The sequence below is a fragment of the Rufibacter tibetensis genome (genome assembly GCF_001310085.1).
Taxonomy (GTDB): Bacteria; Bacteroidota; Bacteroidia; order Cytophagales; family Hymenobacteraceae; genus Nibribacter; species Nibribacter tibetensis.
This window is the reverse complement of sequence record NZ_CP012643.1, coordinates 830,837-842,640: the sequence shown is the minus strand read 5'-3', so window position 1 is coordinate 842,640 and position 11,804 is coordinate 830,837. Positions and strand designations below refer to the sequence as shown.

Genomic DNA, 11,804 nt, shown 5'->3' with positions numbered 1-11,804 from the left:
AGCTAGTAAGGTGTTTCCAAAGATAAATAAAACTACTGTTTTTACATTGAGCTACAAATACTGACACCTTGAAGGGGACTTTTACGTATGGAACTACTTGAAAAGGTGCAATAGAGAGGTGGTTTATTTAAGAGTTACGCCACCACCGGGCATTCTTCTTAAAAAGTAATATATTTGTTCTTCCATATCCAAAGAATATATGATTAATAATGCTTTAGCCACTCGTTCAGAGGTGATGATATATGTGGAGAAGTTCCTGGACACAGCTCTACCTGAGTTCCTGAAATCAGTGGAAGATAGCTGGCAACCAGCTGATTTTCTGCCAGATGCCCGCATGGACTCCTTCTTTGACGAAGTGCGTGATTTGAAAGAGCGTGCCCGCGAGCTTTCTTATGACCTGCTTGCCGTTTTAATTGGTGACACCATCACTGAAGAGGCCCTGCCTACATATGAGAGCTGGATCATGAGCATCAAGGAAGTGAACACCAACCCAGACAGTTCCTGGATGAAATGGAACCGCGGCTGGACTTCTGAGGAGAACCGTCATGGTGACTTGCTGAACCGCTATCTCTATCTGTCTGGCCGCATTGACATGCGTCAGATGGAAGCTTCCACCCAGTACCTCATCGCCGACGGCATGGACATCAAGACCGATGATGATCCGTACAAAAGCTTTGTGTACACCTCCTTCCAGGAAACGGCTACGAACGTGTCTCACCGTCGCGTAGGTGCTTTGGCCAAACAAGCTGGTGAAACTACGTTGTCGCGTATCTGTAACTACATTGCCGCTGATGAGGGACGCCATGCTAAGGCATATAAAACCTTCGTGAAGAAAATCTTTGAGGTAGACCCATCAGAAATGATGCTTGCCTTTGAAGACATGATGCGCAAGAAGATTGTAATGCCTGCCCATTACCTGCGTGAATTAGGAATTGACCAAGGCCAAACTTTCGGTCACTTCACTGATGCCGCTCAGCGTATTGGCGTGTACACTTCTTCAGACTACGTGGAGATCATGGAAACCCTCATCAGAGAGTGGAAAATCTCTAGCATGACAGGCTTGAACGAAGCCGGTGAACGTGCTCGTGACTACTTAATGGCTTTGCCAAACCGTTTACGTCGTGTGGCAGACCGTTTGCGTGTACCAGAACTGCAGTACAAGTTTAAGTGGATTGACTCCTAAGAGAAAAGCCGGTTCAGGCCTCTTTTCCATAAAATAAAACACAAACGCCCTGCAGAATCCTGCGGGGCGTTTGTGTTTCCAACATCACCATTATATGAATTGTGATACCATGAATCTAGTTTAGCAGTAGAGGTTAGTTCTTGCCTACCACTTGCACGCCTTTCCAGAAAGCGATAAACCCTTCAATCTGTTTCGCTTTTTCCTGGGGTTGCGGGTAAGTCCAGGCGGCATCTGGATTTTCAAAATGGCCCACCTGTACAGAATAGTAAGAAGCTTCTCCTTTCCAGGAACAGACAGAATGCCTGGAGCTGGGTTTGAAAAATTCCCAACGTAAAGAAGAGGGTGGAAAATAATGGTTTCCGTCCACCTCAATTGTGGTGTCACTTTCTGCAAGTATGGTGTTTTTCCAGATGGCGCGCATTCTTGAAATAGTATTTTTATTATAATTTTATTGCACTTATTTATAGTGTTTACTCCTTTTGCGGTAGAAGGTTACCCTTCACAAGAACATTTGCGTTTACACGTTGTTACAGAATAGATACTGAAGAACCCATGGCAGCCGGATATAGATTTACCAATTTCGTTCCGGAGGAACCCAAGGACAAAGGCTTTGAATCTTTGCTCCAGATCTTCCTCCAACTCATTACCCTTACCGCCGGAGACGTGGCCGAAGCCATGTCCTGGATGAGTGAGTTAGACAAACGCTACAACCTCACCGACGATTCGTACGGTTTAGGTGACTTTTTCGAAGACCTTAAGAAAAACGGGTACATAGAGGACAAAGGCCCCGATGGGCAGTTCAAGTTGCAGGCCAAAGGCGAGCAGAAGATCAGGAAAAGCGCGCTGGAAGAGATTTTTGGGAAACTGAAAAAAGGCGGCCGCGGAAACCATACCACCCCTAAAACGGGTATTGGCGACGAGGCCTCGGCAGACCGCCGCGAGTTCCGCTTCGGGGATGCGCCTGAGCAGATTGAGCTAACGGAGTCTATCCGGAATGCGCAGATTCAGCACGGCATTGCCGATGATTTTTTCCTCACCGAGCAGGATTTGGAGGTAACAGAGCGCGAGCATAAATCGCAGACCAGCACGGTGCTCATGATTGATATCTCACACTCCATGATCCTGTACGGTGAGGACCGCATCACGCCCGCCAAGAAAGTGGCCATGGCCCTGGCCGAATTGGTGAAACTCAAGTACCCCAAAGACAACCTGGACATCATTGTGTTCGGGAACGATGCCTGGCAGATTACGGTGAAAGATTTGCCGTACCTTATGGTAGGGCCGTACCACACCAACACCGTGGCGGGTCTGGAACTGGCCATGGATTTGCTGCGCCGCCGGAAGACCACCAACAAGCAGATCTTCATGATCACCGACGGGAAACCAACGTGTCTCAAAGAAGGCCTGAAGTACTACAAAAACAGCTTCGGGCTGGATAGGAAAGTGGTGAACAAAACTTTGAACCTGGCCGCGCAGTGCAGAAGATTAGGCATTCCCATCACCACATTTATGATTGCTTCAGATCCGTACCTTAAGCAGTTTGTAGAAGAGTTTACCCAGGTAAATAACGGGCAAGCTTATTACAGCAGTCTCAAAGGATTGGGTGACCTGGTGTTCCAGGATTACGGCCGAAACAAAAAGAAGCGCATGTAGCCGTAGTGCATTTTGCAGCCGTTTTTAGAAAAAGAGCTTTAAAGTCGCTAGCGTTGACCTTATTTGACCTCGCGCCGCCGCAGTTCATTGCCCCAAATACCTAGTGCCAGACTCACGCCGAACAGCGCGTAAAAAGCATACTTGTCAATGACGTGAGAGATCCGGAGCACGGCACCTAATATGGCTAGGACGGTGGCCAGGAAGTAAAGAAGCGAAGAGGTTTTCATCGGCGCAAAATAGAAAAATAAACTTAGACAGAAGTAGCTGTTTCAGCCCTGCTTTTGAAGAAACACCCTGAAAGCAGAGCAAGGACAGATCATAAAACTACACGTAACGACCAACCAAAAGTACACATGCTTTATACCGATATACCTGCAGAGCAACTGCACAAGATTAAGACCCTGGGCCAACTAAAGGCCGCCGGCTATGAGCCGCGAAGTGTGAAAGAAGAACTGCGCGCCAACCTCATTCAGAAACTGAGCAGCGGCGAGGAAGTGTTTCCGGGCATCTTCGGGTACGAGGAAACGGTTATTCCAGACCTGCAGCGCGCTATCCTGAGCCGTCACCACATAAACCTGCTGGGTTTGCGTGGTCAGGCCAAAACCCGTATTGCGCGGCTTCTGGTGCAGCTCTTAGACGAGTACGTGCCCGTAGTCGCTGGTTCTGAGTTGAACGATGATCCGTTGCAGCCGCTATCCCGTTTCGCCCTGGACCAGATTGCCCACCACGGTGATGACACGCCTGTTAGCTGGCTCCACCGCGATGAACGCTACACCGAAAAATTGGCCACTCCTGACGTATCGGTGGCGGACTTGATTGGTGATGCGGACCCCATCAAAGCAGCCACTTTGAAACTGCCTTACTCAGATGAACGCGTGATCCACTTTGGTTTGATCCCGAGAGCGCATCGCGGTATTTTCGTGATCAACGAATTACCCGATTTGCAGGCCCGTATCCAAGTGTCGTTGTTCAATATCTTGCAGGAAGGCGACATACAGATCAGAGGGTTCAAAATCAGGCTTCCGCTGGACATCCAGTTCGTATTCACGGCTAACCCTGAAGACTACACCAACCGGGGTTCCATTGTAACGCCGCTCAAAGACCGGATTGACAGCCAGATTATCACCCACTATCCTAAAAACATAGAGACGGGTAAGCGCATCACCAAGCAGGAGGCGCGTATTACCCGGGTGCAGAAAGAGCGAGTAATTGGCCATGAACTCATCCATGACTTGGTGGAGCAAATTGCGTTTGAGGCCCGTGAAAGCGAGTACGTAGATGCCAAAAGTGGCGTGTCGGCTCGCTTAACTATCTCAGCTTATGAAAACGTGGTAAGCGCTGCCGAAAGACGCGTGCTCCTTAACGCTGATTCCCAAACCCACGTCCGCATTGCTGATTTCCTGGCCGCGGTACCAGCCGTGACAGGTAAAGTGGAGTTGGTATACGAAGGTGAGCAGGAAGGTGCTGGCGGAGTGGCGTACCGATTGATGGGGAAAGCCATCAGAACCCAGTTCCTGCACTACTTCCCAGACCCAGACAAGTTCAAAAAGCAGAAAGAGAAAGATCCTTACAAGAAAGTGACGGCCTGGTTCTCAGACGGACATACGCTTGACTTGCTCAATGATGCCTCAGACGCGGAATACAAACGCGAGCTGAACCAGGTGCCGGGTCTTTCTGAAGTAGTGAATAAATTTCAGCCTACCCCACAAAGCGATACGGAGCACCTTTTCTGGATGGAGTTCTGCCTACACGGTTTGGCCGAGTACAGCCTTATCTCCCGTAACCGTCTCATCGCTGGCCTTCAGTTCAAAGACCTACTTAGCAGCATGTTCTCCGGTGGTGACTTCAGCTTAACCGAAGACGAGGACGATGATGACGATAATGACCGCTTCTAAGCTGTTTTTCTAAAATCAGATCAAAATTAAAAAGTTAAAGCGCCCGTGGCCTACCAGTCACGGGCGCTTTAACTTTTTAGCGGTGTCTCAAGTACAACGTAACTAATAATCTCACCATAACCCTGCGCTATGCCTGATTTTCTGGTCACCTTACTTCCTTTGCTTGGCTTGATGATGGTGCACCTATTAGGCTACCGTCTAAAGTTCTTAGAGGGGATGCCCAGGAGTGTCTGGCTGTCTGGGGCTGGCGGGGTATCAGTGGCGTATGTGTTCCTGCACCTTTTCCCTGAACTGCAGGAAGGCCAGGAGCATGTGCAGAAAGCCGCCCAGAACCAAGGCTTGTATTTTTTAGAGCACCATATGTATCTCATGTCTTTGATTGGGCTGGTGATGTTCTACGGCATTGAGCGCATGGCCATCAAAACCAGAAAAGGAGGAAAGGGGGATAGTGATGAAACACCCGCTTCAGTGTTTTGGGTGCACATGGGGTCCTTTGCGCTGTACAATGCTTTGATTGGCTACCTTCTGCATAAACGCGAAGAACAACCAGCAGCAGAAATTTTGTTTTACTGGGTAGCCATGGCCTTGCATTTCCTGGTCAATGACTTCGGGCTGCGTGAGCATCACAAAAAACGCTACCAACACGTAGGCCGTTGGTTGCTGGTGACCGCCTTGGCTGTAGGGTGGGTGATGGGCTTGCTTTTGGAAATCTCTGATGCAGCCACCGCTTTGCTGTTAGCTTTTCTGGCTGGAGGAGTCGTGCTCAATGTGTTAAAGGAAGAACTGCCCGAAGAGCGGGAAAGCAAGTTCTCCGCTTTTCTCATTGGCGCAACTGCCTATTCGGTTCTTCTGCTTTTGCTTTGATGGGGTGTCAGCCTAAAGGCTTTAAGGTACTTTTTAGAAAAATGACCGGAAAACAGAAGTCTTCCGGCCATTCATTCAAATTATTGAAGGAGGAGGCAAACTCAGGACCTAAGTTCCGACTGCCAATACCTTTTTATGCTTCGTTCACTACAATCTTCTCAATTCTATCACCGGCTTTGATGGCATCAATTACTTCCAAACCTTCCACCACTTTCCCGAAGCAGGTGTGGTTGCGGTCTAAGTGGGCGGTGTTATTGCGGCTATGGCAGATGAAGAACTGTGAGCCACCGGTGTTGCGGCCAGCGTGGGCCATTGACAACACGCCACGGTCGTGGTACTGGTTTCCACCTGAGATTTCGCAGTCAATTTTGTAACCTGGTCCACCAGTTCCGGCCATTCCTTTGGCGCCCTCGCGAGAGTTAGGGCAACCTCCCTGTATCACGAAATCAGGAAGAACACGGTGAAAAGTAAGGCCATCATAGAAGCCGTCTTTTGCCAGTTTGGTGAAGTTCTCAACTGTTTTAGGGGCATCTTTCTCGTAGAATTCTACTTTCATAACGCCCTTTTGGGTATGGATTTCTGCAGTTTTCATAAGTAATAAAAGTACTTTTGTGGTTCAATAAACCGCTGCTACAGCTAATAGTGGCAGCGTTTCCTGCAAAGATACGTAAATTTTGTAGCCCACGGCCGATGCCAGACTACAGCCGCTCTTTCTCTCTAGCAGGTATTTTCTAAAAAGAGCACCAAAACTACTTTCAATTCATTGAAAGAAAAGGTGGAACGTTCTGTTACAATATTTTTACGCTTTACAATACACCATGGAGTATTTAGCCACCTTTGACCAGCTCAACCAGCCTTTGTTCCAGAACCTATCTCGGCGTGAAGTTCATAAAATAGGCTATTGGCACAGAACAGTGCAGATTTACGTGTTGCACCCAGAAAAGGGTTACCTCTGCCATAGGCGGAGCTCATCTAAAGACTTGTTTCCCTCGCTCTGGGACATCAGCATTGGTGGTCACCTGGGCCCGGAAGAAACCTATCTGGACTGTGCCGTGCGGGAGTTGTCTGAAGAATTAGGAATTGCGGTACAGCCCGAGAAGCTTGAATTTGTTAAAGTAGTCACTATTGATGGGAAAGATGAAAAAGCGGGGTTGCTGGACAGGGAGCACGCGGGTATTTTTCTTTACCATACCAGCTTAAACGCAGAAGATTTTACCGTTCAGCAGGAGGAAGTGGAAGAGGTGGAATATCTCTCAATGCCTAAGCTACGGGCTGACCTGCAAAGCACTTCGCCTAGCAGGAACTATATTCCTTTACAAGAACACTTTCTGCATATTCTATCGCTGTTGGAAGAGCACCAGAACAGGGCAGGATAGCCTTGTTATAAGCGTATTTTTCTGAAAACCAGTTCAGAAGCAGAGGTTACCGGTGCGAGTCGTCGTTCTGGAGGAGGCTTAGGTAGCTTTCGTAGCGGGGAAGGGCGATCTTTCCTTTTTTAACGGCGTCTTGCACCGCACATCCGGGTTCATTGATGTGCACGCAGTTGTGGTACTTGCATTTGTTCAGCCGTTCGCGCATTTCAGGAAAATAGTGACCAATTTCTTCCTTCTTCATTTCCACCACGCCCAGTTCTTTAATGCCAGGCGTGTCAATCAGGTACGTGTTGGCACCCACTTCAAACATTTCAGCAAAGGTGGTGGTGTGCACGCCTTTGTCTGAGAATGCCGATATTTCTGAGGTCTTGATGTCCAGGTCGGGTACCAAGGAGTTGACCAAGGTACTTTTCCCTACCCCGGAATGGCCCGTAAACAAGGTGGTTTTATCGGCGAGCAAGCCTTCAATTTCAGCAATGCCCTCACCAGTTTGTGCCGAGCAAGGAAAACAAGGGTAGCCCACTTGCTTATACAGGCCCATGACCTGTTCCAGATAACCGAGAGCTTCGCCATCGTACAGATCCAGTTTGTTGAAGAGGAGTGTTGCCGGAATACTATACGCCTCAGCGGTGACCAGAAAACGGTCTATAAAACCAAAAGACGTGCGCGGCGACACTAGTGTCACTACCAGAAAGGCCTGGTCTAGGTTAGAGGCCACAATATGGGCATGGTGCGCCTTGTGGGTAGACTTCCGGATAATGTAGTTGCGGCGGGGTTTGATATCGGTGATGACGCCTTGGTGCTCGCCTCCCTCGGGTTCCAGGGTAACTTCATCGCCTACGGCAATTGGGTTACTTACTTTTAAGCCTTTGTTCTTGAATTTTCCGCGCAGGCGGCATTTGTACAGCTGCCCCTCTGCGTGAGCGCGAACCAAATACCAAGAGCCCGTTGATTTTACTACTGTCCCTGTCATACCTTGCGCGAAGGTAACCAATATTCTAAAGATGTTAAGATATGGTCTGTAGCCCCAGCCTGTTTCTTCAAGTAGTTTTGAGTTATGGACCGAACTTTTTCCAAAGAAGAGGGGTGTTCCTGGAATTTAGACACCTTCTTGTTGAGGTCTTGGGAGGAACGAATGCAGAAAGCTGCACCTGCCTCTACCAGATCAATTGCCTCCTGAAATTTTTCATACTTAGGCCCAAAGAAAATGGGAGGCCCAAAGGCCGCCGGTTCCAGGGTGTTATGCAGGCCTTTCCCAAAGGCGCCACCCACATAGGCATAGGTGGCATATTGGTATAAACTGGACAGCATGCCGATGTTGTCAATCAGCAGAATCCGGAACCCAGCCACTGAGGCAGGATCAGCCTGTGAGTACCGGATGGCTTTTCCTGGAAACTGTTCTTCAATCTCTGTTAATTCCTTGTCCTTGATCTCATGCGGGGCCAGGATGAACTTGAGGTTAGGCAGTTGGTCCTGCATGAAGGGGAGGAGTATTTTCAGGTCCTCGGGCCAACTGCTGCCAATTACCATAACGGGGGCATTCTCTTTGAAGGCTTGGGCAATAGGAATAGGTGCCGCGTTTTTGGCGTTTTGCAGAACCCTGTCTACGCGCGTATCACCCGCCATGCTTACCCTGGTAAAGTCAATACTGGCCAACAACTGAGCCGATTCCAGGTTTTGGGTATAAATATGAGTGAAGCGTTCTAAGATGCGGCGGTAAAAGCTTCCCGTTTTCTGGAAGTAAACCTGATTGGATCTGAAAATAGCCGAGATGGAAAATAAAGGAATGTGGCGCTTCCGTAAGGCATGGGTGTAGTGATGCCAGAACTCATATTTTACAAAAACGGCTAACTGTGGTTTTACCAGGTGCAGAAACCTGCGGGCGTTTTCGGCGGTGTCTAAAGGTAGGTAGAAGATGAAATCCGCCCCAGCATAGTTCTTCCGGACTTCGTACCCAGATGGGGAGAAAAAGGTAAGAACAATCTTGTGCTCAGGAAACCGCTCCCGGAAAGCTTCTATTAATGGTCGGCCCTGTTCAAACTCACCTAGACTGGCGCAATGAAACCAAGCCACTGGGGCCTTGTTGTTCTGCAGTTTTAGCCCTATTTCTTCAAAAACTCCTTTGCGACCATTTACCCACTGGGCTGCTTTAGGGTGGAAGGGAGCTGCCAAACGTACTCCTAGCCCATAGGCCCGCACACCTACTTCATAAAGAATCTTTGACATTTCTTACCGGGTTTGATATCAAGTAAAACAGGGGGGTAGTAACAGATGCACTCATACCCAAGAATAGCCTCTGAAGTAAATATACTGCCTTCTTTACAGGACGACCCACTTTTCCAGGTGAAAAAGTAAAACTTATTTCTATTCTGCAGGCAAAATAATTGCTTTGAAGTTGCTCTTTCAGGGCGATTATTGGGAAAACAGGCCTGAAAGGGGTTACTGCATGCAGCAGAGATTAGAAAGTCGCGTTCAAAACAGGTTGGTGCAAGGGCTGGGGTATAAAAAGAAAAGCTCCTGATGTATGCAGGAGCCTTTCTTTATTGATGAGATGAGTGAATTAGTGGCTAGCCAGGTAAGTAGAAACTCCCTCGTGGGTAGCTTGCATGGCTTCTTTGCCTTCTTCCCAGTTGGCAGGACAAACTTCGCCTTTTTCTTCAAAGTACTGCAGAGCGTCTACCATTCTAAGGGCTTCGTCAATGCTACGGCCAAGTGGCAGGTCATTTACTACCTGGTGGCGCACAATGCCTTGTTTGTCAATCAGGAACAGACCACGGTAAGCTACTGGCTCACCTACAAAGATCATCTCGCCTTCCTCATTGTAGTCATAATGACCAGCCAGCACATCATAGTTGGCAGAAATGGTTTTGGTAGCATCGGCTACTAATGGGTACGTTACGCCTTCAATACCGCCTCTTTCACGTGGGGTGTTCAACCAAGCCCAGTGCGATTGGTGCGAGTCAGTAGAGCAACCCACTACGGCTACGCCTTTACGGGTAAATTCTTCTAAACGGTCCTGAAACGCGATGATTTCTGTAGGGCACACAAACGTGAAGTCCATTGGATAGAAATAGAACAATACGTGTTGTTTTCCAATGTATTGATCTAAAGAAAAGTCCTCTTCAAACTCTAAATCTACTACCGCAGTAGCTTTGAAAGATGGTGCTTTTTTACCTACTAATACTGCCATGTTTTACGGGGAATGTTAAATGTTACTGTCCAGCAAAGCTTTTCTAACCAGAAAGGCTTTTGCGGGTGCAAAGGTACTGCCTCACTTTTAACCCTGCAATAAAGAAAAAAACAGAACCGCTAAACTTAGGGTGGAAGTAGTTTCCTTTGGAAAAGCACCAAGGAAAAGACGGGCCTTCGCTTTCAATAAAACCACTTTCAGCTTTTAACGTAAAGGCGGCTACCTGCTTTGCCTTGACCATTATTGCTGTTTAGGCCTTTTTCCTTAGTGAGGAAAGTCCCCGGTAGGCCGGCAGATGAACTGGTACGTTTGTCTGCTGCGCTGCTCCAGAAGAATCTCCTTGCCGTGGGTTAGTTTTTCCAGGCTGGGTTGGTCGTAGTTCTTAATGGTGAACAGATGCAGTGGCTCATTATATAAAATGACAAACTCATCTGCTAACTGTGCTCTCACTGCTTCCACTCGGGTTTTGTCTGCATCCACGCAGGTAGAGAAGGAAATAGCTGAATTCTGCATCAGGTTAATCTTGAGGCGGTGCTGGCTCAAGGCCTGGAAAATGCTGCTTAAGTGTTGCTCAGAGATAAACCCGAAGTCTTTGGTGTGGAAGGAGAGCAAACATTGGTTCTGCTTTAAGATAAAAGAGGGTGCAATACGGTCGTGCTGGCAGTTCCAGATGACGGTGCCGGGCTTATCTGGGTGCAGGAATGATTTCACGTGCAGGGGGATGCAGCGCTTGGCAAGGGGTTGAACGGTTTTGGGATGAATGACCGAAGCGCCATAATAAGCCATCTCAATTGCTTCTTGGTACGCAATTTCTTCGTATCTTATGGTATCCTTAAATAGCTTAGGATCAGCGTTGAGTAAGCCGGGCACATCTTTCCAGATGGTTAGGGAGGCAGCTTGCAAGCAGTACGCGAAAATGGCGGCACTAAAATCAGAGCCTTCGCGGCCTAGTGTGGTGGTGCTTCCGTCTGTAGTGCCGCCAATGAATCCTTGGGTGATAACGGGGCTGTTCTCCAGAATAGAAGGCAAGTGTTGGGAAATCTGATTTTCGGTCCGTTCCCAGTCTACCCGACCCTCACGCCAGGTAGCATCTGTCCGGACGTACTCCCGGCAATCTAGCCAGTGATTCTGATATCCTTGGCTGCTTAAAAAGTGGTGAAGAATCACGCTTGACAGAAGCTCGCCCACGCTGATTACCTGATCATATTGTTGATCAAAATCTTCCTGGGGCCTGACCTGCTGTAGCGTGTTTTCCAAAGAAGAAAATTGCTCTTGCAGTGCTTTATATACCGGGTGATTACCTGAAGGAAATAAATTCTGCACATTGCTTTGATGGTACTGCTGTATTTCCAGTAAAGGCTCAGAATAGCTTAGTCCCTGATGGGCAAGTTTGAAGGTATGCTCCAGCGCATTAGTAGTCTTGCCCATGGCAGATACTACAACCACAGGCTTTTCCTGATCTTGTAATAAGGACAAGATGTGGAAGATGTTTCTGAATGCCACGGCATCTTTTACGGAGGCGCCTCCAAATTTGTAAACTATCATTTATAAAGTTATGGGTTAAGAAACTGTTAAAGCTACTACTGTAATTTGCTGTTTTATTAGTATTATTGTAATCTATTTTATAAGTACCAGAATTATCTCCG

General features: G+C 48.0%; 12 protein-coding genes. 5 read left to right on the top strand and 7 right to left on the bottom strand.

Going from position 1 to position 11,804, the window contains the following annotated elements; translation table 11 throughout:
• Nucleotides 1–199 precede the first annotated feature (199 nt).
• Nucleotides 200–1,183: an acyl-ACP desaturase gene (locus tag DC20_RS03220; protein WP_062542514.1), complete on the top strand. Its 984-nt coding sequence runs from the start codon at nucleotides 200–202 to the stop codon at nucleotides 1,181–1,183.
• Between the two features lie 133 nt (nucleotides 1,184–1,316).
• Here DC20_RS03220 and DC20_RS03215 read toward each other — a convergent pair whose 3' ends face one another.
• A complete protein-coding gene (locus DC20_RS03215; RefSeq protein WP_062542513.1) occupies nucleotides 1,317–1,604 on the bottom strand; it encodes a DUF427 domain-containing protein in 288 nt (95 codons plus the stop codon).
• Between the two features lie 131 nt (nucleotides 1,605–1,735).
• Between DC20_RS03215 and DC20_RS03210 the strand changes: the two genes are divergently transcribed.
• Entirely contained in the window at nucleotides 1,736–2,836 is a 1,101-nt protein-coding gene (locus DC20_RS03210; RefSeq protein ID WP_062542512.1) for a vWA domain-containing protein, read from the top strand.
• 59 nt (nucleotides 2,837–2,895) lie between these two features.
• Here the strand turns inward: DC20_RS03210 and DC20_RS22770 are convergent, their stop codons facing one another.
• Nucleotides 2,896–3,063, bottom strand: coding sequence for a hypothetical protein (locus DC20_RS22770; protein ID WP_157593031.1), 168 nt, complete (start codon nucleotides 3,061–3,063; stop codon nucleotides 2,896–2,898).
• A 126-nt stretch (nucleotides 3,064–3,189) separates the two neighbouring features.
• Here DC20_RS22770 and DC20_RS03205 point away from each other — a divergent pair, with 126 nt between their 5' ends.
• Entirely contained in the window at nucleotides 3,190–4,731 is a 1,542-nt protein-coding gene (locus tag DC20_RS03205) for a sigma 54-interacting transcriptional regulator (RefSeq protein ID WP_062542511.1), read from the top strand.
• Between the two features lie 129 nt (nucleotides 4,732–4,860).
• Complete coding sequence (locus DC20_RS03200) at nucleotides 4,861–5,595, top strand: hypothetical protein (RefSeq protein ID WP_062542510.1); 735 nt, start codon at nucleotides 4,861–4,863, stop codon at nucleotides 5,593–5,595.
• A gap of 133 nt (nucleotides 5,596–5,728) precedes the next feature.
• Here DC20_RS03200 and DC20_RS03195 read toward each other — a convergent pair whose 3' ends face one another.
• Nucleotides 5,729–6,187 carry a peptidylprolyl isomerase gene (locus tag DC20_RS03195; protein ID WP_062542509.1) on the bottom strand — a complete coding sequence of 153 codons (459 nt, stop codon included), beginning with the start codon at nucleotides 6,185–6,187 and terminating at the stop codon, nucleotides 5,729–5,731.
• Nucleotides 6,188–6,413: 226 nt separating this feature from the next.
• Between DC20_RS03195 and DC20_RS03190 the strand changes: the two genes are divergently transcribed.
• Nucleotides 6,414–6,971 carry an NUDIX hydrolase gene (locus tag DC20_RS03190; protein WP_062542508.1) on the top strand — a complete coding sequence of 186 codons (558 nt, stop codon included), beginning with the start codon at nucleotides 6,414–6,416 and terminating at the stop codon, nucleotides 6,969–6,971.
• 46 nt (nucleotides 6,972–7,017) lie between these two features.
• Here the strand turns inward: DC20_RS03190 and rsgA are convergent, their stop codons facing one another.
• The 4 genes from rsgA to DC20_RS03165 all read right to left on the bottom strand — a co-directional run bounded on the left by rsgA (nucleotide 7,018) and on the right by DC20_RS03165 (nucleotide 11,703).
• Nucleotides 7,018–7,941: a ribosome small subunit-dependent GTPase A gene (rsgA, locus tag DC20_RS03185; RefSeq protein ID WP_062542507.1), complete on the bottom strand. Its 924-nt coding sequence runs from the start codon at nucleotides 7,939–7,941 to the stop codon at nucleotides 7,018–7,020.
• Complete coding sequence (locus tag DC20_RS03180) at nucleotides 7,938–9,194, bottom strand: 3-deoxy-D-manno-octulosonic acid transferase (protein WP_062542506.1); 1,257 nt, start codon at nucleotides 9,192–9,194, stop codon at nucleotides 7,938–7,940. The genes rsgA and DC20_RS03180 overlap by 4 nt, the downstream gene beginning before the upstream one ends.
• Nucleotides 9,195–9,528: 334 nt before the next feature.
• On the bottom strand, nucleotides 9,529–10,158 hold the full coding sequence (locus DC20_RS03175; RefSeq protein ID WP_062542505.1) for a peroxiredoxin: 630 nt from the start codon (nucleotides 10,156–10,158) through the stop codon (nucleotides 9,529–9,531).
• Nucleotides 10,159–10,422: 264 nt separating this feature from the next.
• On the bottom strand, nucleotides 10,423–11,703 hold the full coding sequence (locus DC20_RS03165; protein ID WP_062542503.1) for an aspartate kinase: 1,281 nt from the start codon (nucleotides 11,701–11,703) through the stop codon (nucleotides 10,423–10,425).
• Between the last annotated feature and the right edge of the window lie 101 nt (nucleotides 11,704–11,804).

Bases quoted from the DNA above. Each gene is read 5' to 3' on its own strand.
- DC20_RS03175 (WP_062542505.1), bottom strand. From the start codon at position 10,158: ATGGCAGTATTAGTAGGTAAAAAAGCACCATCTTTCAAAGCTACTGCG.
- DC20_RS03205 (WP_062542511.1), top strand. From the start codon at position 3,190: ATGCTTTATACCGATATACCTGCAGAGCAACTGCACAAGATTAAGACC.
- DC20_RS03200 (WP_062542510.1), top strand. From the start codon at position 4,861: ATGCCTGATTTTCTGGTCACCTTACTTCCTTTGCTTGGCTTGATGATG.
- DC20_RS03220 (WP_062542514.1), top strand. From the start codon at position 200: ATGATTAATAATGCTTTAGCCACTCGTTCAGAGGTGATGATATATGTG.
- DC20_RS03195 (WP_062542509.1), bottom strand. From the start codon at position 6,187: ATGAAAACTGCAGAAATCCATACCCAAAAGGGCGTTATGAAAGTAGAA.
- DC20_RS03215 (WP_062542513.1), bottom strand. From the start codon at position 1,604: ATGCGCGCCATCTGGAAAAACACCATACTTGCAGAAAGTGACACCACA.
- DC20_RS03180 (WP_062542506.1), bottom strand. From the start codon at position 9,194: ATGTCAAAGATTCTTTATGAAGTAGGTGTGCGGGCCTATGGGCTAGGA.
- DC20_RS03190 (WP_062542508.1), top strand. From the start codon at position 6,414: ATGGAGTATTTAGCCACCTTTGACCAGCTCAACCAGCCTTTGTTCCAG.
- rsgA (WP_062542507.1), bottom strand. From the start codon at position 7,941: ATGACAGGGACAGTAGTAAAATCAACGGGCTCTTGGTATTTGGTTCGC.
- DC20_RS03165 (WP_062542503.1), bottom strand. From the start codon at position 11,703: ATGATAGTTTACAAATTTGGAGGCGCCTCCGTAAAAGATGCCGTGGCA.
- DC20_RS22770 (WP_157593031.1), bottom strand. From the start codon at position 3,063: ATGAAAACCTCTTCGCTTCTTTACTTCCTGGCCACCGTCCTAGCCATA.
- DC20_RS03210 (WP_062542512.1), top strand. From the start codon at position 1,736: ATGGCAGCCGGATATAGATTTACCAATTTCGTTCCGGAGGAACCCAAG.